We start from the raw sequence: 20,877 nt of genomic DNA, 5'->3' as shown, positions 1-20,877 counted from the left end.
TGAGTACTTAGGCTTCGTAAAAAAATCAATGAAAGTACTTTGATTTTAATAGGGAATTTATGTTTGATCAAAATATTTTATAGACAAAAGAAGTATATTTGCAATCATGTTATTTTCATTATGGACTTTTAAAGCTAATAGTAGTATGTCATAGCGTGTTTTATAAAATTTGAGGTTTTGTGTATATGAACATAAGATATTTAATAACAGTCTCTGTTTTAAGTTTGAATTTGCCTTTTGGAGCGCAGGCTAGCGATACTGCAGTTCCTTCAGGTTTGAAATCAATTGCTTCTCCTTTTTATTCTTGGGGTGGTTTTTATCTTGGAGGACAGGTGGGCAGCTTTTCTAGTTCTATGTCTTTGTTGCATAATAATACTGATAAAACTGACGAGCGGAATTTTAAAGATGTATTTTCATCTGAGGTTTCTGGGATTACGGGTGGTTTTTATGCAGGTGTGAACTTTGAGTATAGTGATCGCTTTGTTTTAGGCGTTGATACAGACATTGTTTTCTCTAATAAAAAGGCTGAAAAAGTTTTTATTGACGAAAAATTTGAAAATCTTGTTCGGTCACAAGATTCAATACGGCAAGCGATACAGCAATCCACACGGCGAGGATCAAGTGAACATCGGATGATGGTAATTCGTAACAGCGATGGTTCGCAGATAGTAAGTAGTAGCGGTGGGGGTCATCGCATGGCTACTACTATACCCTCACTCCCTCATGTGGTGAGCTCTACAGGAGCAGGTCCACTTATAAGAACGGTGCTAACTTATCCAAATGAGGGAAGAACAGTAGTGTATGATGGAGCTGCTGCACTGCGAGTCAGAGTCCCCGGAAGTGGTGGTGAGCAACCATTAGTAACATCATCGGTAACTTATCCAAGTTTGGGAAAAACAGTGGTGTATGATGGAGGACAAACAGGGGATGATTCCTCTAGTGCTTCTTCTGCAGGTATATTGCCATTGCCTTTTGAAGTGTATACTCATACTTTAAAACGGAAATGGCTTGGTGCTACGCGGATGCGTTTAGGTTTGTCGGCTGGTCGTGTTATGCCTTATATTGCTGGTGGTATTGCTTATGCGAAGGTTCAGTTTATTTCTTCAAAAACAGTTAATATAGGTGCAAGTAAAAACACTGTTCCTATGAGTTCGCTCGATGGTGCCGAAGTAATGGTTGGTTATACTCTTGGTGGTGGTTTTGATTTTGCGATGACTGATCGTATTTTGCTACGCGCAGAGTATCGTTACTCAGATTTTGGTGCAAAGAAATTCAAAAAAGTAGACCTAAAATGCAATAAGGTTAATGATTTTCGTATTGGTTTAGCTTATAAATTTTAATTTGTTGAAGCATAAAACTACTTAGAAGTTATATTTTTGCGATATGGAAACTCTCTTTATCAGGTTTCTAATAATAAAAAATATAATGCAATAAAGTGTTATAATGTACAGATTTGCTATTCTGATATAGACAGTTTTAGAGGTCTGTCTAGTGTAGGATGGTTAATTTTTAGGATACAATAAGCTTATAAATAAAGCTTATTGTATCCTATTTGTTTATATTATTTGTAGATTAACATATTCAATTTAAAACTGGATCTGTAAATATTAACAATGAGTGTTTCATAATTTAAATAAATTTAAAAAATGAAATTTTTGTATTTTTACTGTTATTATAGATAAAAAAAATACAAGAATGATTTTAAAAATGTAAGTTTTTATTAAATTTCAGCTGATTTATGAGAAGTGTATCTATATTTTTAGATGTGGAGATATGAGCTCTTTGAATAAGAAAAAAAGATAAAGAGTTTGGAAGCTTTGATTTTTTATTTCTTATATTTTTGTTCTTGATTTGATCTATTCTTGCAGTAATTATCTGAAATATTCTCAAGTGATAGGGGGATAAGAATATATTGATGCGGAAATCGGGTTATTTTTTTGTGCTTACTATCAAAAGAGAATAATAGATTTTAGTTTATGCAATTTGGTTTCAGGATGCAAACTGTTATGGTTTAGTTATGGTAATAGCAGGTAGGAGAGGGTTGTAGCAGAGTTTTTAGTGGAAGGTACCCCATTTTATACCGATATTAAAGGTGGTTTACCTAGGATAGCAAAAGCTGTGGTAATGAATGACAAAATAAAAAGATAAATCTGTTTAAATTGGTTTAAAAACGATAGAAATGAGCAATAATCTCTTTATTTTCTTGGATTTATAGTGAGAACAAGAGCACCCGATTTGTACAACAATGGCAGATATGAGACTGCTGTTTTTATTGCGTTGATTTAATGAATCCTAGTACATACAGGAAGGTGTACTAAGTATTGTCTTGTGTATTTCTGCTGATGAAGTTTTTGTCTTATTGGCTTGAAAGATCTGCAATCTATGCTTGTTTATAGCGCAGATTGTTTTTTTTCAGTTGTTAGCTCGTTATGGAAATTATCTACATTATTCGTTGGAGCCATAAATGACAGCGTTTTATTTTAGAAATGCAGGGTAGAAATTACTTTTTGGGTGAATCTATTCTAGAATTTTCTAATATTATGCGTATGCCAATTCGTGAACAGGAAGTCTTAATATTGCAGCAGAAGATAAATAATGTCTTATTCCAAATTTTATTCAATATTTCTTTATGGTTATTGTCAAAACTTTTTGAATAATTTGCAGAAATTGGTGATCTAGAAAAATTGTATTTAATTTTTCTTTGAGTGAAGACATTTAAGTTATTAATAGTGAAGAAAATTGAATAGGTTTTTTGTTTAATTTTTTCAAAAGGCGTTGTGATTTAATTTATTTTATAGAATTCACTGATATTCTAGAAATTATTTTAACTTAGCTTGGGAATTGTCTTCAGTATGTACTTATATTTCATGTGAAGTTAAGCCAGTTAAGAATGCTTCCTCATCTTTTTGTGCTAATCTGTAGTTCGATATAATGAAGGTAATAGGATAGTTTTATAGGAGAAGCGCTTATTTAATTTAGAAAAAGGAGCAGTTCCATCGGTTGTGCAACGTATATTAATTCATTTTTCATATTCATAAAGTGGGCTAGTAATACAGAAAAAAGTGAGACATTTATTGCTTCTAGTTCTATTTGGAATCAGTATGAATAGGGTATCCATTATGATTCAGCTTATGAGATATGATTAAGATTTAGAGAGAAGAAAACTTTAATTCCTAAAAGTAGTCATTAGCAATCTATTTTGGATGCTGTAATAAAGTAATTCCGAGTTCAATGATAAAAACACACTAGGAAGAGTTTTGGTAAAGGCGGGTACAGAATATTTGCATGGGATGTTAGACAATATTTTACGGTCGAAAACGTAAGATTGAGAGCTGTTAACTATTCTTCTTTTTATCATTTAAAAGTAATTTAATATTTTGGGCGCTGAGTGAATTAGGAATATTTGTCAGAATATGATTGTATTCAAGGTAGTATTTTGACGAGTGATCAGATATCTTTAAAAAATTATTATAATGTATATTATTCAATTGATATCAAACATTATTCGATATTTGCTCTTAAAAAATATTATAAGTATCAAATTAGATTTGGGAGTGAGATTAATAATTAGAATCGAGGAGATTTTTAAATGACTTTTGAATTAGTTGAGTTACCTTATGATTATGATGACCTTTCGCCTTATATGTCACGCGAGACACTTGAGTATCATCATGATAAACACCACCTTGCTTATCTGACAAACACTAATAATTTTGTAAAAGATTTAGGCTTAGGGAATAAGAATCTTACAGATCTTATTAAAGAAAGCTTTGGAAAAAATCCTGGTTTATTTAATAACGCAGCTCAGTATTATAATCACAACCATTTTTGGCATTGGATGAAAAAAGGTGGAGGGGGACAAAAGCTTCCTGCAAAATTAGCCAAAGCTATCGAGTCTGATCTAGGTGGTTATGATAAATTCCGTGCAGATTTTATGGCAGCTGGCGTTGCTCAATTTGGGTCTGGTTGGGCGTGGGTTGCTCTTAAAGATGGTAAATTAGAAATTATGAAAACATCCAATGGTGAGAATCCTTTAATTCATAATGCGCAACCTATTTTAGGCGTTGATGTGTGGGAGCACTCCTATTATATTGATTACCGTAACGCTCGTCCAAAATATTTAGAGGCATTTGTGGATCATTTAATTAATTGGGATTATGTTTTAGAACTTTATGAAAGCTATAGGTTATAGGAGGAGTGTATAATCCATTATTATTAATAAAGGCTTCAAATTTATAATTTCTGAAGCCTTTTACAGGGTAAGATATTGAAGTTAGCAGTTGTTTTTTCCTACTATTTTTAGAATGTATGCATATATATATGCAATTTCTTCTAATTTTGCAAAACGCCCAGCTGCGCCGGCATGACCTGTATCCATATTGATACGCAATAAAACTGCATTATCATCTGTTTTTAAATCACGTAATTTCGCTACCCATTTTGCTGGTTCCCAGTACGTTACACGAGGGTCTGTTAATCCTGCAATAGCAAGAATAGGAGGATATTGTTGAGCCTTGATATTATCATAGGGCGAATAGGAGGCAATAAGATTATAATCTTCTTCAGATTCAAGAGGATTACCCCATTCTGGCCATTCTGGGGGGGTTAGGGGCAACGAAGCATCAAGCATTGTTGTGAGGACATCAACAAAAGGAACGTTTGCAATAATACCAGCAAAATCTTGTGGGGCTATATTGGCTATAGCACCCATTAACATTCCTCCTGCTGAGCCGCCATAGGCAATTAGCCGATCATGAGAAGTGAATTTATGATTGACGAGATGACGTCCACAAGCAATAAAGTCGTTAAATGTATTTTTTTTAAAGAAATGTTTTCCTTTTTCGTACCATTCCGTTCCTTTTTCTTTTCCTCCGCGAATATGGGCGATAGCATAAATAAAGCCTCTATTGACTAGCGAAAGTATATTGCTATTGAAATTTGCAGGAATAGAGATCCCATATGCACCATAGCCGTAAAGGAGGCAAGGCGCTTTACCATTAAGATCGGTGGTTTTATGATAAAAAAGGGAGATAGGGATTTTTTCTCCATCATGTGCAGTTGCCATAATACGTTGTATTATATAATTATCTTGATTATGCCCAGAAGGAATTTTTTGCGTTTTTAAAAGGATTTTCTTGCGACTTGTTATTTCATAATCAAAAATCTGATTAGGAGTTGTCATAGATGAATAAGAAAATCGAATAGTTTGGCTGTTGTATTCTGCTGCACCTTGCAAATCTAAGGAATAAGCTTCCTCTGTAAAGGCAATAGAGTGCGTTTGTTTAGTGGCACGATCCATGATTTGTATACGAGGAAGTCCTTCAAATTGTTCAAGCCAAATGAGAAATTCTTGATAGGCGTCATGGAATAGGATGAGACGCCCAAGTTGATGTGGCACAATCTCAGACCAGTGTTCTGATTGCGGTGATATACATGGTGCTACCATAATTTTAAAGTCTTTTGCATTATCTCGATTGGTGAGAATGTAAAAGACATCATCTCCTTCTGTGAGTGAGTATTCAATGCCTTTTTCTCTTTTTCGCACACATTGGGGAGATGTGAAGGGAGCATTGGCAGGAATAAGCCAGATTTCTGATGTTTCATGATCATGAATATTGATATAAATAAAGTCATTCAGCTTAGAACCGCTTACATGTAAAAAAAAGCCAGGATCATTTTCACAAAAAATGAGCTTATCTTGAGCTTGATCGGTATTTAATTGGTGATAGTAAAGCTCTGATGGGCGATGATTCTTATCCATTTTAGTATAAAAAAAGCCTTCAGAATTTGCATCCCACACGATTTGTTCAGATATGTCAGTGATTGTGTCAGTATAGTGAGGTAGTACTTTAAAATTATGAATTTTAGCTGTGTAATATTCAGAACCTTTATCATCGTAAGTCCATGCAGCATATGCATGATTAGGAGATATTTGGACTGAACCAAGTTTAAAATAATCTTTACCGTTGGCCAAAACATCACCATTAAGGTAAACATCTTTTTCTCCACCATTTCTTGGTGTACGAAAATAATGTGGTTGTTGGCCTCCGATCACATAAGAAAAACCATAGGAAAAAGGACCATGTTTTATAGGAACAGAACTGTCATTTTCTTGAATACGGCTTTTCATTTCTGAAAAAAGTAAATCTTGTAATGATTTTGTATCAGCCATTTGATCTGCCTGATAGGCGTTTTCTGTTTCAAGATGGTGTCGGATATTTTTGTCAAGACAGCTGGTTTTTTTTAAAACATCTTGCCAGTTTGAGGCACGCAGCCAATGATAAGGATCTTCGCGGTAAATACCGTGATGAATTTCTTTATGAATAATTTGGGGTGCTTTTGGAGGGAGTATAGACGAACGAGTCATGCATAATCCTATAAAAGGAGTGAAGATTTTCTATGTGTTAAATCAAAGTTATTGAAGTAATTAAATTCCATGCCTAATAGGCCATTATTTATTTGTAAAAATATAACTTAGATAGAGTTTACAATTTATGTACTATATTTTTATTCATGACATTTGTTTTTTATTATTGAAATTAAAAATAATTTCTTAAATTATTTTTTTATTAAGAAAAACTAATTTTTGATACCAAAATTAAAATTGATAGAACTAAATATAAGGTATAATGTTATTGTTTAAAATAAAAAGCTATTTTTATATTATAAATTTGCGTTCGATATTTCTAGTTCTAAGTTTATACTTCTTTATTATATAATATGACAACAAAGAGAAGTTTATTTGATTTTTTTGTGTTAATGCAATTTTATAAAATAATTGAATTGACAAAAAAGATTTTTGTACAATATGAAACTTATATGTGTATAATCTCGTTATTACGAGTGAAAATACAATGATGTCTCGGTTAAAATTAAAGGAAATAAGAATGGAACATCGTCCAGTCCTGGGGACTGAAAGCAACTTAGTTATTACGTTGGTTGCCGATATTGTTGCTGCTTATGTGAGTAATAATTCAATACGGCCGGTGGAAGTGCCAAGTTTGATTGCTGATGTTCATGCTGCTTTTCTAAAAGCGGGGAGTATGACATTAGCGGAAGTTGAAGTCGAAAAACAAAGGCCAGCTGTCAATCCAAAACGTTCAATCTTTCCTGATTATCTTATCTGCCTTGAAGATGGAAAGAAATTTAAATCTTTAAAGCGTCATCTTATGACGCATTACGGGATGTTGCCCGAGGAATATCGTGAAAAATGGCAATTAGATAGCTCTTATCCCATGGTTGCGCCTAATTATGCAAAAGCACGTTCAGCTTTGGCTAAAGAAATGGGACTTGGACGTAAAAGCGAAAAAAAGAAAATCAAGTAGTTACGTTATTTCAAGGGTATTATCTAATTTGAAATCTAGAAGTGTTTTTTAGAAAACGTTTTAGTGATAAGGAATTAACGTACTTTTGGGAAAAGAGTCTTGTTGTTATAGAAAGCTTTCGGCACGAATTCGTTTAATCATTGCTTTAAGGCCATTAGATCTTTGTGGTGTTAAATTTTCATTTAAGCCCAGCTTTACAAGCAGTTCCTCAGCATTAGCTACACGGATTTCAGAAGCTTTCTTGCCTGAATAGAAAGCAAGAAGGATATAGATTAGACCACGTACAATATGGGCATCGGAATCTCCTTGGAATGTTAATACTGGATTTTCTGAGTTATCTCGTGAGGAGAAAAGCCATACTTGACTAACACAACCGTGCACTTTGTTAGTGTCGTTTCGTTCGCTTTCTGGAAAAGGGGGCAATTCATAGCCAAGCTCAATGACATAGCGATAACGATCTTCCCAGTCATCAAGTTGAGAAAAGTTCTCTATAATATCATCGATCGTTTTTGTCATAATAAACTGCTTTCTTGTTTTCTGGAATATTTTTATGATGCTTCTTGTTGATAGATAATGACCTTATTTTTAATAAAGTTAATGAAAAGTACTGAAAGAAATAAGAGTATTTTTTACAAGGTCATTTTATTTTATTTATTTTCTTTCGGGTTTTTCATACCTGTGCTGGAGTGATCTTCTTGGGAAGATTTCATGTTTTTATTGCTCAATGTATGCTCAAGATATTCATAGATAATTTTTGAACCATTACATGCACGTTCACCCATTGATTCTAAAAAGGATTTTCCGATTTTACAAGCCTCTATGTTTCGTTCACAAAACATTCCTAAATCATTTATAGTTTCCTTAAGAGCGACAATCATATCTCGTGTTGTTGCATCAGTTTCTTGAGAGGAGGAGGGATTATTATTGTTTTGCTTTGTTGTAAAAAATGAGATGATTATAAAAATAAAAAATAAAAAAAATGCTGATTTTATTAAAAAACGTATCATATTAGACCAATATGCTGCTATTATAAATGAATATGAGGGTAACTTATAATATTTTTGATGCAATATTCATAATGCTTAACATTTTATGAAATTGGGCACTCATTTTGAATGATTTACATCGTGAATGATATTATAAAATATATATTTTTGTATTGTATATAAGTGGTATCCTATCATTGTTTTATTAAAAATTTAACATTAAATTTGTCTTTAGATAGGAAGCATTGAGAATATATATCATATGTATTTAAATTAGAATATAAATACGATATAAGAGATATGAATAGTGAGCTCTAATGATTTTTAGATTAATGTGTAGAATGCTGTGTAATTTTTTGCATTGTGCTGTTTTTTATAGATGGTTTTAAACAGAAAAGTACTTTATAATCACTCTCTTCTAAAATGATTAGGTGAAATTTTAGGCTTTTGAAATTAATCGGAAGAGATATAGAAATTTTTAGTAAATACAGTACATTTTTTAATATTATAGCGTAAGCTAGTATTAAATGATAGCTTAAAACCAGATAAGAGGCTGACTTGGCCGTGGTCTTTTTGGGTTATTTTTCTCACTGCTCAAATGATCCATGAGATTTTCATATTTTTTCGAGTGAAATTTTATTTTTATGGCAAAAAAATAATGCAATTTGCGTTAAAAAGGTTGAGTGTTTTTTTTATTATCTTGTAAATTTCAAATACAGCTATAGATGAAGTTTAGGGAGTTATTAAATATTAACGGTATGGGTTGGCATTTGCGTACTATATTATATCTGAAATAAATTGTATTCATTTAGTATTATACAAAGATGTAAATTTATTATCATACTATCTTTTAAAAATGTCTGTTATAAAGCGTATTCTGTGTTTTATGATACAGCTTAATTTGATTTTAAATGTCATCAAATATATGTACAAAATGAATATAATTAAATTAATTCTACAATGCTAATGAGATAGCGATAGAGAAATAATTGTATGAGGTAATAGCTTAGTATGGAATAAAATTCTGTAGAGTAGGGATTTTTATTCGTATGAAGTTCTGTTGAATGTAAGATCAACGGATATAGAATTATAATATAAACATGTTTTTCACTAACTGAAAATCGAAATAATATATGTTAAGTTCTATTATGGTAAATAAACGAAAGAAACGAAAAAAGAAATCTATAAAACAATGGAGTATTACCATAGCATTTTTGGCAGTAATGTTCCGCTTTATTCTATGGTTAATAAAACAATTTTATCGCCGTGTATGTGCAAATGCTTGTTTAGTTATAGGCTTGTTTATTTTTATTATAAGTTTTGGTTTTTTTTTAATTAATGCATTGTTTTCACAAATAAAAACACACCAGGATGTATTGACTGATATTAATTTAGCATTGGTTTCAGTTGTATCAGAAGATACTATTTTATCTAAATAACCAACAAAAATTTAAGTCGATGCTCATTCCTGTTTCTATTGCAAGTAGTTTACTTAAGATTTATCTTTGCGCTGACTGTAAAGAATTATATTAGGAAGCCTATTGGATACACAACAGAAATTAGCAAAATTAAAATGATCCATGGTCATTTATCAAGAAATATTTTGTTATAAAGAATTAGAGAGTTATAGTTTTTATTTATTAGGTATAGTGTATTAAAGATAGCAAGTGCTTCAATAACGATATTGAATACTTTACTAAAGAAACTATTTTAAATGTTCTATTTTGATATTATTTAGAGAAAAGAAACTTTATATTCTTTCAGCTTTTAGAGAAATCATTATTTGTGTAGAAGATTAAAAGGCTGAAAATGATTTTAAATAGTCAAAAATATTTACATTTGTTCAGAATAGAAAAATTGATCATAAGATTTTGATTAAGATACTGAAGTTGATTTGTTCAGTTAAAGATTAGGACACTTATCATTCATTGAATATACGACAAGTTGCTTTTGCAAGAAAAGATTCACTTTCTTTTTTTTCAAGTAGCGATGGAGTGAATACACGTAAAATAGCAAAACCCTCATTTAATTTTTGAGAGACTAAAACTGAATGAAGGGTATGTTCAATTTTTGATTGTTTGAGTTTTGTTATTTGTAGAGGGCTTCCGATAATGAGATTGAGCTTAGCATTTGGGGCTGTTTTATCATTGAGATTGTAGAAAATAATTCCGTCGTTTGTATAAGCTGATAATGACCAAAATTGTGTTGTTTGTGGAGTGGTTAAGTGAACAGGACCATTGTCTAGATTAAATTTGCAGACTTTAAGAAGAAATAAAGGATCCATTGATTGGCGAATAGGATTATCCGAATTCAGGTCGGCAAATTGATAAGGAGGTCCTATTTTTTCAAGTCGTGTCCATATATTATTTCGTGTGTAATGAGGAATGAACAGTAAAATACAAATATGAACAATGATCGTACTGGTGCCTATAAGAAGAATTGTATGGATGAATTTAAACACATTTTTCTCCTGCTGGAATTCGTTCTACGGAGGGCATCATAGGTTTTCGTAGTTCTGTTGTAGAAATAATTGAAGTGTCATATAAGTTCAGAATAATTCCAAATTCTTTTTTACTCGTTGATGCAAGCCAATTTCCTGTTTGCGGTGTTGGTGAGATATGTATCCGTAATGAACCATCATTTTCATAAATTACGTTGTAAGTGTGGAGTGCAGAAGGAATATTATTTGTTGAAGTGTAAGGTTTAAGGAATTTGTCAGCTAGATACAGAGTAAAGAGACGCGTTTCAGGAATGTGTCCTGTAAGTAAATAATGGCAGTTGCGACGTAGCGGATGTCCCTGGTTGTCTGTCCAAAGTTGGAAAATAAGATTTTCTGGATATCCAAGAGAAATATCACCACGCTTTGCAGTGCGTGCGCGGGTGTAAGGATCAGCTTTAGGTGTTCCTATGTGTAAATAGCTCTTCCATTCTCTAATCTTTAAACTATCAAAATCTATGGCAGTATTAAGCATATAATTAACGCTGAATATTCCAGATATAATGGAAAAAACGAAGATTAAAAAAGTAAAAATGATATTAAAAAACACTGTAGGATACTCAAATTGCATTCGTTGAAGAAAAAATAGTTTTCGTATTTGATAAGGTCATATTTGGTAATTTTTGTAAGTCTTTGTTGATAGAACGTATAGCGTTTAATGTTTCTGGTGAGAGTATTTTAGGCAATTTAGAAATTATATAAGAATTATCATGGGAAGGATTCATTGGTGATTGATAAGGTAAAATAGAATTTTTTACACCATAGAGTGGTTGAAGAACTGTATTTTGGTGTGCACAGAGCATAATGCGATGCCATATCATGGCGGGAATAACACCACCAAAAGCGCGATTCATGGGTGAAAAATTATCATTTCCCATCCATACAGCACCAGTATAATTACCAGTAAAGCCAACAAACCAAGCATCACGGTAGGCTTGTGATGTTCCAGTTTTTCCGGCAACAAGTGACATGGGCAGCGCTGCGCGTTTACCAGATCCTCGTGTGGTAACACCAACAAGCATTTGATTCATATAAGCAGCGGATTGTTCACTGATAACTTGATATGGTTTGTTACCGTTCCGTGTCCAATCCCATATGACATGACCATCTATTGTGCTAATTCGTGTAAAGCCGTGGCGATTTCCAGCTATGCCTCTATTAGCGAAGACATTAAAACCAATTGCTTGATCCATTGGTGTCATATTGGATGTTCCTAATACCATGGTTTTGTGTGATAAAATATGAGAATTAATACCCATATTTTTAATCAAATTTCTGATTGGTTCAGTATTACGATTAAGATATTTGTAAGTAATATAGACGGGTATTGTATTAATAGAAAAGGCTAAAGCAGTTGCTAAATCGACATTGCCGATATAACGGCCAGAGTTATTTCTTGGCGACCAACCATCCCAATGGATAGGTTTATCAGATACTATAGTATCGGGGGATAATCCATGTTCCTCCATGGCAGTTGCATAAACATATGGTTTGAACGAAGAACCAGGTTGTCGACCACCTTGTGTTGCTCTATTAAATTGGCTTTTTTCATAATCAAGTCCCCCAACAATTGCACGTACAGCTCCGTTATTGTCAAGAATAACGGTGGCTGCTTGTGTTGCGTGATATTGTTGGCCATATTGGTATAGATAATATTCGATTGCTTCTTCTGCTGCTCGTTGAATATTTGGATCAAGGGTTGTTTGAACAATTAAGGTGCGGTTTGGTAATTGACTGCTGATTTGACGTATTTCATCAAATGCCCAATCAAGAAAATAATTAGGCTGACTGTTTTGGGCTTTTGTAATAATTTTGGCAGGTTGGCGGTATGCTTTGATAATTTGGCTATCCATCATAAAATTACTGTCAACAAGATTAGATAGAACTATATTTGCACGTGCTTGTGCAGCAGGTAAATTGCTATGAGGAGCATATTTGGTTGGTGCTTTGAAAAGACCAGCTAATATAGCGGATTCTGCTAAGGATATGTCGCGTATATTTTTATCGAAATAAAATTTTGATGCCGCTGCAATACCGAAATTGTTTCCTCCCATGTATACGCGATCGAGATAGAGTTGCAAAATTTGTTTTTTGCTAAGATTTGCTTCTAGCCATAGAGCAAGATAAGCTTCTTTAATTTTACGTGTTATGGTTCTTTCATGTGTTAAAAATAAATTTTTAGCGAGTTGTTGTGTAAGGGTTGAACCACCTTGAACGATAATTTTAGCTTGTATATTTTGTGTAATTGCTCGTATAAGACCGTAAAAATCAATTCCCCAATGATGAAAAAAACGTCGATCTTCTGTTGCAAGAACTGCTTTGATAAGATAATCAGGCATTTCCTCTACAGGGACGGATAGAGCTGGTAAAGCTCCACGGTGTCCAATAGAATTTCCATAGCGGTCCAGAAAAAGAATGGAAAAATTCTTCGATGAATACCAATCTTTTTTTGTTAATTCAAAAACAGAAATACCGATGATGGTGAATAAAGTAAAAGCAATCACCCCTAATGTTAATGTTTCATCGAGAATTTCAACGATACATCGTTTCCATCCTCGTACACGAAAACGTTGCGAAATAAGGGCTGTTCTATTCCAGAAGAAATTGTGATAAATACGGATATTGTAAAGTGTTGTGTCTAGCCATGCATCTAATTCAATAAGTTTAGGGCTATGGAATGGTTTATTTTGTTGGATTTTCTTTTTTTTCAAAAAATCAAACATAAAAAGCCTATGCTAAAGTAATACAATTAAATAATCTGATAATAATTATATGGAGTATAAGAACTTTTTTGCTATAGGCATGGCAAAAAAAGAATGTATTTGAGATTATGATACTTAATTTATCTGAAATATATATTTAGTTTTATATTTTAAAAATTTTTGTTATTTAAATTTCGCATGCCATTAAAAAAAATGAACTTATAATTACTAAAATTTTAATATGACGATATATATATAAAGTTATATTTTTCTTTATGTCATTTAAATTGGGGAAATGAATTAATTTCTTTATTCATTTTTTATTCACATAAAATAACTTATAAAAAATCTATGATAGGAAAAATTTTCTTTTTTGCGATATTCATAGGCCTTATCGGTTTAGATTTTGTTTTAGCAGCTGATTGTATTGAAGTAGGAAAAAAAGTTGCTATGCAACAAAAAGGGACACTAACTCGTTCAACACCGAGTATTCAAGGTGGCAAAAATATGTGTGTGGTTGTGATTGTTGTTCCTGCGCATAATGGGGATAAATCACGACGTGTTGAGGTTGTTATTGCTGCCGATTAACTTTTTTCAGGTGTAGTGATGCGTATTTTGATTGTTGAAGATGATCGCGATCTTAGTCATCAATTAGCAAAAGCAATAAAAGATGCTGGATATGTTTTTGATAGCGCTTTTAATGGTGAATATGCTTATTTTTTAGGAAGCACAGAGTCTTATGATGCTGTGATTCTTGATATCGGTTTGCCAGATATGGATGGAATTCAAGTCGTTAAAAAATGGCGTAAAGAGGGATATTCTATGCCTGTTTTAATGTTAACAGTACGTGATCGTTGGTCTGATAAGGTACGTGGTATTGATGCCGGTGCCGATGATTATGTTGTTAAGCCATTCCATTTAGAGGAAGTAATGGCACGGTTGCGTGCTTTAATTCGCCGCTCGACGGGACATGCAACAAATACGTTATCTTGTGGGGAGGTGTTATTAGATACTAAAACTTCTCGTGTTTTTATTGATGGACAGTTAATTAAATTAACATCATATGAATTTCGGCTTCTTTCTTATCTTATGCATCATAGTGATAAAGTAGTTTCAAAGACAGAGCTTATTGAGCATCTTTATGATCAGGATTTTGATAAAGATTCGAATACAATTGAAGTGTTTGTAAGGCGGTTGCGTAAAAAACTTGGGGTAGATTCGATTGAGACTGTTCGTGGACTAGGCTATAGAATAAAAATGTTAGGTGATAAATGAGGGCTTTGAAGAATAATAATCGGTTGAAACGGTTATTTTTTTTGTTGGAAAATCTCTCAGTCTGCGTGTTATGATTTTATCAACATTATGGGCTATTATTTCACTTTCATTTATTTCAGCAGTCAGCATTTTATTCTATCAGCGTTCAAGTGAACAAAGTTTGGATCGTATTCTTTCTTCTCAGCTTTATAGTCTGATTACAGCTGTAACTGTCACACCTGAAGGATATTTGAGAGGGAATCCTAGATTTGGTGATATTCGTTATTCAGATCCAACGTCTGGATGGTATTGGGAGGTATTGCCTGTATCATCTAATCTATATGGAAGATTGGTATCACAATCATTAGGAACTAAAGAAATTTTTTCACCGAGCATTGTTGATATTCCTTTTAATAGTGAATTTTTTCGTTCTTATCAAATAAAGGGTATAGATGGGGAAAATCTAAAAGTTATTGAAAGTGATGTTATTCTTGATAATCAGAATCGTGTTGCTCGTTTTCGCCTTATTGGAAATATTGATGAAGTGCATGGACAGGTAAAAGAATTTGAACAGACTTTACAAATTTTTCTGTGGAGTTTTGGTATAGGGAGTGTTCTTATCAATTTGACTCTTATTTTTTTTAGTTTGCAGCCATTAAGACGAATTCAACAAACATTGAATGATATTCGTGCGGGAAAGACTGATTATATAAGTATGGATTTATTAAGTGAAGTTATGCCATTGGCACAAGAAATGAATGCTCTTATTGATAATAATCAACGTATTATTGAAAGATTTCGAACTCAGGTTGGTAATCTTGCTCATTCATTAAAGACACCTTTATCAGTTATCATTAATGAAGTTGATGGCATGACAGGGGAAGCAGCCCTTTTATTGCGAGAGCAAGCTAAAATAATGCATGCACAAATTAATCATTATTTACGACGTGCGCGGATTGCAGCACAGCGCGATAGTATTATTTCTCATACGTCTGTTCGGGAAACACTTAATCGTTTGATTAGGGTCATAAAAAAACTCAATCCTGATAAACATATTCAATTTACTATGGATGTTGATGATATTATTTTTTCTGGTGAAAAAGAAGATCTAGAGGAAATTGTGGGTAATTTGCTTGAGAACGCTGCTCAGTGGTCTCGCACTAAAATCTTAATCTGTTGTTCTTTAGAAGAAAGTTTTGAAGAAATAGCATTCTTTAGTATTGTTATTGAAGATGATGGTCCTGGTTTGACAGAAGAGCAAATTGATAAAGCTTTAAAAAGAGGTCAACGTTTTGATGAAAGTAAGCCAGGAACAGGATTGGGATTAGCAATTGTCTCAGATATGGTTAGTGAATATGGTGGAAGCTTTTCTTTGTCGCGTTCTAAACTGGGTGGATTATATACAAAAATTGTATTACCAAGGTGATAAATATGTTTTCTTTTTCTTGGTGTCTATACCAAAGATAATATCTGTAATAAAAAGCGATATTTTGTATACAGCTTAAGGTAGTAAGTAAAAATATTTTCGTACCTTAATTGTTATATTTATATGTCATGGAGGATATAAATGAAAATTTTGTTTTTATGGTTTTATAGATGTCAGAAAAATTGATGATGAGTTTTATGGTGTCATGATGCGGAAAGTCTTTTTATCATTAATTGGTATGTTGATTGTCAGTTTATCGGGGTGTAGTCATACGTTGAAATTAGATACAAAGGATCTCAATGTAGAAGAAATTCATTTTGATAAGATTAATAGCATGGGGACTGGTCTCCTCGGATCTTCTTTTACTCTATTATCTATGGATGACCGTTATAAAGTTTTGCAAGCAGAATATAATGCGCTAGAATATGCTGGTGCTGGAAAAAAAGTAAGCTGGGTATCTAAAAAAAGAGGTATTTTTGGTGAAGTAAGCGCAGGGCAATTTTATCAGGTTGGTTCACAAAATTGTCGTCAGTATAGTCACTCTTTTACTCTTAATAGTGTATCTGAAATAGTTTATGGTAGTGCATGCCGCAATGCTGATGGAAGTTGGGCGCCTCTTATATAAGTGCCACAATAAAAGCATGAAGGAAATTGGTTGTAGTTTTTTGATTTCCACATAGGTGTTAAAGTGATATGCTATTATCAGTCTTGGATGCATTTTTTTTAATTTTTTTAACAATTATTCTTTTTTTGTTTTTTTATTGTGGAACAAAACAAAAGAAAATGTCTTCTTTCAACCTTGATCAAACTCAAAACTGTGAGAGTGAAACTAATTTTCAACGTTGTACTTTTGATGCAGGAGGTGTGCGAAGACTTTATAAATATTCAAAAAGTTTTTGCGCACTTATGGTGCTAAGTGTTCTATTTATTTTTTTTGTAACATGGGGTGTTTATAGTCTGACGGGTAATCCAGGAGTCAAAAGTTATTTTTTTAGTGAATTGATGGAGAAAGATCCCAATACGTTAAATGAGCATGAAAAACTTATTCGTTTAGAAGTGCTTTTTTTTCGTATGCCTCATGATGGAAAGGTAGCAGATGCATTGGCAGTAGCGTATCTTGAGGCTGGTCGTTTTCAAGATGCTGTGAATACCTACTTATATGCACTTCATTTAAATGGAGAAACAGCTCCAAGGCTGTTAGGATATGGTTTAGCGTTAGTTAATTATGAAGGAGGAATAATTACGCAAGAAGCACAGGATATTTTTCAGAAGGCTGTTAATTTAGCACCAAAAGATTTTTATCCTCATTTACTTTTAGCAAGTGCTTTTCATCAATCAGGTCAATCTTCCCAAGCGGTTCAGCTTTTACAAAACTTCCTTAATCAGACACCTAAGAATATTAAAGGAAGATCACGTATTGAAGAAATGATTATTCAGTTGCGTAGTGTTTCTGATGAGCAAGATTTAGATTAATTTATAATTGCATAATTGGGTGAATTTGTTCAGAAATAGACAAAATACTTATAATCAGTTTTACTTATATAAAAGAATGTGCAAAACTCTTTCAGTACACAATAGGGCATGTATACAATACACATTAATGAAAATATTTTTCATGAGTAGGCCATGAACAGTGCACCTTTAAAGGATTCTTTTTCACTTGAACTTGTTTTGAAGACGCAAAAAAAAAATAGACTACTTATGGTTTTATCATGTCTTTTTATTATAGCAATTGTTACCGGTTTCATGTTGTATATGATCCGTAATACAGTCAATTTTTTTCGAATGCCATCTGAAATTACAAGAGAAGATATTTTAACGGGTCGTTCCTTACGTTTAGGTGGTTTTGTTGAAAAAGGAACTGTTGAATACAGTGGAAATATGCAAGTTACCTTTTTTGTAACTGATAATCTAAAACATGAAAAGGTTATTTTTACTGGTATATTACCGGATCTTTTTCGCGAAGGACAAGGCGTTATTGTGGAAGGATATTTCAATAAACAAAGAATTTTTATAGGTACGCGTATTTTGGCAAAACATGATGAGACTTATATGTCTAAAGAAATGGCTGATCGCGTAAATAAATGTCAGAATATGAAGGGACAATTCGATTGTGCTCATTGAATTGGGTCATCTTTTTTTAGCGGCAGCATTGGCAGTTAGTTTGTTGCAGGCATTTTTACCAACTTTTGGGGTTTTACAAAAAAAGCGTTTATTGATGCAATTAGCAGTACCGCTAACATATATCATTTTTATATTATTGCTCTTATCTTTTTTGATTATTGTTTACGCTTATATTGTATCTGATTTTTCTGTTCTTAATGTTGTTGAGAATTCTCATTCAGAAAAGCCAATGCTTTATAAAATCGTTGGTGTGTGGGGTAACCATGAAGGATCAATGTTATTATGGGTTTTGCTTTTAGCCTTTTTTAGTACATTGATTGCATTATTTTCTCCACAATTACAAGAACAGTTTAAAGCATTAGTTTTAAGTTGCCAAAGTTGGATCATAAGTGCTTTTCTTTTGTTTATTCTCTTTATGTCTAATCCATTTGTGCGTGTTCATTCACCGGTATTGCAGGGAAATGATCTTAATCCTGTGTTACAGGATATTTCTTTAGCAATTCATCCCCCACTTCTTTATTTGGGCTATGTTGGTTTTTCGGTTTGTTTTTCTTTTGCAATAGCTGCATTGATTATAGGATATATTAATAAGATTTGGGCTTGTTGGATACGACCATGGGTTTTGCTTGCATGGATTTTTTTGACAATTGGCATTACCGTTGGGTCTTACTGGGCTTACTATGAATTAGGTTGGGGTGGTTACTGGTTTTGGGATTCAGTTGAAAATGTTTCATTAATGCCTTGGCTTTCGGGAACTGCTCTTTTACATTCGGTGATTGTTTTTGAAAAACGAAACTTATTGAGAAGCTGGACCTTATTTTTAGCTATTCTTACGTTTTCTCTTTCTCTTATGGGAACTTTTCTTGTTCGTTCAGGTCTTTTGATGTCTGTGCATAGTTTTGCTGTTGATCCAGCACGTGGGAAGGCAATTCTTGCTATTTTGTTTTTTTTCACGGGAGGAGCTTTTCTTCTTTTTGTTATACGGATGCCTATTTTGAAAACAGGGGGACTTTTTCATCCAATTTCGCGTGAAGGTTTTATTATTTTAAATAATTTACTTCTTACAACAGCAACAGCCACAGTTTTAATTGGTACACTCTACCCTTATTTTTTCGAGGCATTAACAGGGCAAAAAATCTCTGTGGGTGCTCTTTTTTTTAATCTTACATTTGGATCTTTAATGATAGTACTTTTGTTATTTGTTCCATTTGGCACGATGATGGCTTGGAAACGTAGCGATTTTTTTGCAGTTTTTGAGCGATTGTGGTGTGTTTTTGCACTGGCTTGTGTAGCGTGTTTTATAACATTTTATGTAGATTCTTTACGTGATATTTTTGCTGCTTTAGGGATTGGATTAGCAGTTTTTGTTTTTTTGGGTGGTTTGGCTGATCTTTGGAACAAAAGTGGTTATCATAAGGTGTCTTTTAGGGTTCGGGTTAAGAGATTTTTAGGATTACCATTATCTGTTTTTGGTGCAGCGTTGGCCCATATGGGATTAGGAGTTACATTATTCGGCATTATTTGGGTTGCAACTTTTGGGCAAGAACGTATTTTAATTATGCAAGTAGGAGAGACAGTTACGATAGCTGATAAGACTATTCGTTTTGATAAAGTTCATAATATTGCAGGTTCGAATTATTCAGCGATACAATTCGATTTTAAAATATACGAGAATAAAAATGTGATAAGTAATGTGACAGCATCGAAACGTTTTTATTCAAGCCAAAATAGATCGACGACGGAAGTTGGTATTCAAAATCATGGCTTTTCTCAGTTTTATATTGCTCCTGGTCGTATAAATGATCAAGGGCTTGTCGTGCATATATGGTGGAAACCGTATGTGATATGTATTTGGTTTGGTGCGTTCATGATGGCGATAGGAGGAGGCTTTTCTCTTTTAAATCATTGGATGCGCGTAGGTTGGGTGCAATCGATTATAAAGGGATCAAGATGAGGAAGCTTTTCTTTTGGATTTTTACATTCTTTATTCTCATTTTTTCTATGCAATTAGTGGGAGCGGTAGAGCCAGATGAGATTTTAATGGATCCAATACTCGAAGGGCGCGCGCGTGATATTTCATCCTATTTGCGTTGTCCAGTTTGTCAAAATCAAACAATTGATGATTCAAATTCCTCCTTAGCACGTGATTTACGTCTTTTAGTTCGTGAGCGCTTGAAAGCAGGTGATAATAATCAGCAGGTTATTGATTTTCTTGTTGAACAATATGGTGAATTTATTTTACTAACACCCCCATTTAATAAAACAACATGGTTTTTATGGTTATCACCTCTGATCATCATTATTATTGGTGTAAGTTTCATTTTATTTCGAATAAGGTGGGCAAGCGGAAAAACACCCATTTCTTTTGATGCTCATTAATAGAAGCGATTCATAATATTGTTGAAATTAAAATGGATATTATATGAATAAAGAAAAGTGAGGGATTTAAACGGATAGTTTAGATTTGTTTCATCTGAATGTTATTTATCATCAACTTTACAAAACTTTAATAATTTAGACAGAAAACAGTAATATTTACTGTTTTATTGTTAATTATAGTATG

17 protein-coding genes and 1 pseudogene are annotated in these 20,877 nt (G+C 33.0%); 12 read left to right on the top strand and 6 right to left on the bottom strand.

Going from position 1 to position 20,877, the window contains the following annotated elements; all coding sequences use genetic code 11:
- Positions 1 to 185 precede the first annotated feature (185 nt).
- Together Bra60_RS04690 and Bra60_RS04685 are read left to right on the top strand one after the other, a co-directional pair.
- Positions 186 to 1,340 (top strand): outer membrane protein, encoded by a 1,155-nt coding sequence (locus Bra60_RS04690; RefSeq protein WP_153300963.1) that lies wholly within the window; start codon positions 186 to 188, stop codon positions 1,338 to 1,340.
- Between the two features lie 2,249 nt (positions 1,341 to 3,589).
- Positions 3,590 to 4,192: a superoxide dismutase gene (locus Bra60_RS04685; RefSeq protein ID WP_078688772.1), complete on the top strand. Its 603-nt coding sequence runs from the start codon at positions 3,590 to 3,592 to the stop codon at positions 4,190 to 4,192.
- Between the two features lie 81 nt (positions 4,193 to 4,273).
- Here the strand turns inward: Bra60_RS04685 and Bra60_RS04680 are convergent, their stop codons facing one another.
- Positions 4,274 to 6,367, bottom strand: coding sequence for a S9 family peptidase (locus Bra60_RS04680; protein WP_078688771.1), 2,094 nt, complete (start codon positions 6,365 to 6,367; stop codon positions 4,274 to 4,276).
- 520 nt (positions 6,368 to 6,887) lie between these two features.
- Here Bra60_RS04680 and Bra60_RS04675 point away from each other — a divergent pair.
- Positions 6,888 to 7,325, top strand: a complete 438-nt coding sequence (locus Bra60_RS04675; RefSeq protein WP_078688770.1) for a MucR family transcriptional regulator — start codon at positions 6,888 to 6,890, stop codon at positions 7,323 to 7,325.
- 105 nt (positions 7,326 to 7,430) lie between these two features.
- Here Bra60_RS04675 and Bra60_RS04670 read toward each other — a convergent pair whose 3' ends face one another.
- Positions 7,431 to 7,841 carry a SufE family protein gene (locus Bra60_RS04670; RefSeq protein WP_035007009.1) on the bottom strand — a complete coding sequence of 137 codons (411 nt, stop codon included), beginning with the start codon at positions 7,839 to 7,841 and terminating at the stop codon, positions 7,431 to 7,433.
- A 131-nt stretch (positions 7,842 to 7,972) separates the two neighbouring features.
- The gene (locus Bra60_RS04665) at positions 7,973 to 8,332 is read right to left on the bottom strand and encodes a DUF5330 domain-containing protein (RefSeq protein WP_078688769.1); all 360 of its coding nucleotides are present in this window, start codon (positions 8,330 to 8,332) and stop codon (positions 7,973 to 7,975) included.
- A 1,127-nt stretch (positions 8,333 to 9,459) separates the two neighbouring features.
- Between Bra60_RS04665 and Bra60_RS04660 the strand changes: the two genes are divergently transcribed.
- Positions 9,460 to 9,750: a hypothetical protein gene (locus tag Bra60_RS04660; protein ID WP_035007398.1), complete on the top strand. Its 291-nt coding sequence runs from the start codon at positions 9,460 to 9,462 to the stop codon at positions 9,748 to 9,750.
- A gap of 482 nt (positions 9,751 to 10,232) precedes the next feature.
- Here the strand turns inward: Bra60_RS04660 and Bra60_RS04655 are convergent, their stop codons facing one another.
- From Bra60_RS04655 to Bra60_RS04645, 3 genes are read right to left on the bottom strand one after another with little or no spacing between them, the layout of a single operon-like run.
- Positions 10,233 to 10,772 carry a DUF1254 domain-containing protein gene (locus Bra60_RS04655; protein ID WP_035007015.1) on the bottom strand — a complete coding sequence of 180 codons (540 nt, stop codon included), beginning with the start codon at positions 10,770 to 10,772 and terminating at the stop codon, positions 10,233 to 10,235.
- A complete protein-coding gene (locus Bra60_RS04650) occupies positions 10,765 to 11,358 on the bottom strand; it encodes a DUF1214 domain-containing protein (protein ID WP_078688768.1) in 594 nt (197 codons plus the stop codon). Before Bra60_RS04650 ends, Bra60_RS04655 begins: the two co-directional genes overlap by 8 nt.
- Positions 11,359 to 11,368: 10 nt before the next feature.
- On the bottom strand, positions 11,369 to 13,531 hold the full coding sequence (locus Bra60_RS04645) for a transglycosylase domain-containing protein (RefSeq protein ID WP_078688767.1): 2,163 nt from the start codon (positions 13,529 to 13,531) through the stop codon (positions 11,369 to 11,371).
- A 330-nt stretch (positions 13,532 to 13,861) separates the two neighbouring features.
- On the opposite strand from Bra60_RS04645, the gene Bra60_RS04640 reads away from it, so the two are divergent.
- From Bra60_RS04640 to Bra60_RS04605, 8 genes and pseudogenes are all read left to right on the top strand, one after another.
- The gene (locus Bra60_RS04640; protein WP_078688766.1) at positions 13,862 to 14,098 is read left to right on the top strand and encodes a hypothetical protein; all 237 of its coding nucleotides are present in this window, start codon (positions 13,862 to 13,864) and stop codon (positions 14,096 to 14,098) included.
- An 18-nt stretch (positions 14,099 to 14,116) separates the two neighbouring features.
- Positions 14,117 to 14,785: a response regulator transcription factor gene (locus Bra60_RS04635; RefSeq protein WP_078698113.1), complete on the top strand. Its 669-nt coding sequence runs from the start codon at positions 14,117 to 14,119 to the stop codon at positions 14,783 to 14,785.
- A pseudogene (locus Bra60_RS04630) lies at positions 14,782 to 16,190 on the top strand (ATP-binding protein). Before Bra60_RS04635 ends, Bra60_RS04630 begins: the two are co-directional and overlap by 4 nt.
- Before the next feature lie 208 nt (positions 16,191 to 16,398).
- Entirely contained in the window at positions 16,399 to 16,815 is a 417-nt protein-coding gene (locus Bra60_RS04625) for a hypothetical protein (protein WP_194285017.1), read from the top strand.
- Positions 16,816 to 16,973: 158 nt separating this feature from the next.
- Entirely contained in the window at positions 16,974 to 17,663 is a 690-nt protein-coding gene (locus Bra60_RS04620) for a tetratricopeptide repeat protein (protein WP_371326051.1), read from the top strand.
- A 153-nt stretch (positions 17,664 to 17,816) separates the two neighbouring features.
- Positions 17,817 to 18,314: a cytochrome c maturation protein CcmE gene (gene ccmE, locus Bra60_RS04615; RefSeq protein ID WP_078698112.1), complete on the top strand. Its 498-nt coding sequence runs from the start codon at positions 17,817 to 17,819 to the stop codon at positions 18,312 to 18,314.
- The gene (locus Bra60_RS04610; RefSeq protein WP_078698111.1) at positions 18,304 to 20,268 is read left to right on the top strand and encodes a heme lyase CcmF/NrfE family subunit; all 1,965 of its coding nucleotides are present in this window, start codon (positions 18,304 to 18,306) and stop codon (positions 20,266 to 20,268) included. Before ccmE ends, Bra60_RS04610 begins: the two co-directional genes overlap by 11 nt.
- Positions 20,265 to 20,693, top strand: coding sequence for a cytochrome c-type biogenesis protein (locus Bra60_RS04605; RefSeq protein WP_078698110.1), 429 nt, complete (start codon positions 20,265 to 20,267; stop codon positions 20,691 to 20,693). Before Bra60_RS04610 ends, Bra60_RS04605 begins: the two co-directional genes overlap by 4 nt.
- Positions 20,694 to 20,877 lie beyond the last annotated feature (184 nt).

The organism is Bartonella sp. Raccoon60 (genome assembly GCF_002022585.1).
GTDB classification, from domain to species: domain Bacteria; phylum Pseudomonadota; class Alphaproteobacteria; order Rhizobiales; family Rhizobiaceae; genus Bartonella; species Bartonella rochalimae.
The sequence above is the reverse complement of the archived record's forward strand: the minus strand, read 5'-3'. Positions and strand labels throughout refer to the sequence as shown.

What these genes read in the sequence shown, in the direction of transcription:
- Bra60_RS04640 (WP_078688766.1), top strand. Translation starts at nt 13,862, where the DNA reads ATGATAGGAAAAATTTTCTTTTTTGCGATATTCATAGGCCTTATCGGT.
- Bra60_RS04690 (WP_153300963.1), top strand. Translation starts at nt 186, where the DNA reads ATGAACATAAGATATTTAATAACAGTCTCTGTTTTAAGTTTGAATTTG.
- Bra60_RS04675 (WP_078688770.1), top strand. Translation starts at nt 6,888, where the DNA reads ATGGAACATCGTCCAGTCCTGGGGACTGAAAGCAACTTAGTTATTACG.
- Bra60_RS04645 (WP_078688767.1), bottom strand. Translation starts at nt 13,531, where the DNA reads ATGTTTGATTTTTTGAAAAAAAAGAAAATCCAACAAAATAAACCATTC.
- Bra60_RS04680 (WP_078688771.1), bottom strand. Translation starts at nt 6,367, where the DNA reads ATGACTCGTTCGTCTATACTCCCTCCAAAAGCACCCCAAATTATTCAT.
- Bra60_RS04635 (WP_078698113.1), top strand. Translation starts at nt 14,117, where the DNA reads ATGCGTATTTTGATTGTTGAAGATGATCGCGATCTTAGTCATCAATTA.
- Bra60_RS04665 (WP_078688769.1), bottom strand. Translation starts at nt 8,332, where the DNA reads ATGATACGTTTTTTAATAAAATCAGCATTTTTTTTATTTTTTATTTTT.
- Bra60_RS04620 (WP_371326051.1), top strand. Translation starts at nt 16,974, where the DNA reads ATGTCTTCTTTCAACCTTGATCAAACTCAAAACTGTGAGAGTGAAACT.
- Bra60_RS04685 (WP_078688772.1), top strand. Translation starts at nt 3,590, where the DNA reads ATGACTTTTGAATTAGTTGAGTTACCTTATGATTATGATGACCTTTCG.
- Bra60_RS04625 (WP_194285017.1), top strand. Translation starts at nt 16,399, where the DNA reads ATGCGGAAAGTCTTTTTATCATTAATTGGTATGTTGATTGTCAGTTTA.
- Bra60_RS04605 (WP_078698110.1), top strand. Translation starts at nt 20,265, where the DNA reads ATGAGGAAGCTTTTCTTTTGGATTTTTACATTCTTTATTCTCATTTTT.
- Bra60_RS04660 (WP_035007398.1), top strand. Translation starts at nt 9,460, where the DNA reads ATGGTAAATAAACGAAAGAAACGAAAAAAGAAATCTATAAAACAATGG.
- ccmE (WP_078698112.1), top strand. Translation starts at nt 17,817, where the DNA reads ATGAACAGTGCACCTTTAAAGGATTCTTTTTCACTTGAACTTGTTTTG.
- Bra60_RS04670 (WP_035007009.1), bottom strand. Translation starts at nt 7,841, where the DNA reads ATGACAAAAACGATCGATGATATTATAGAGAACTTTTCTCAACTTGAT.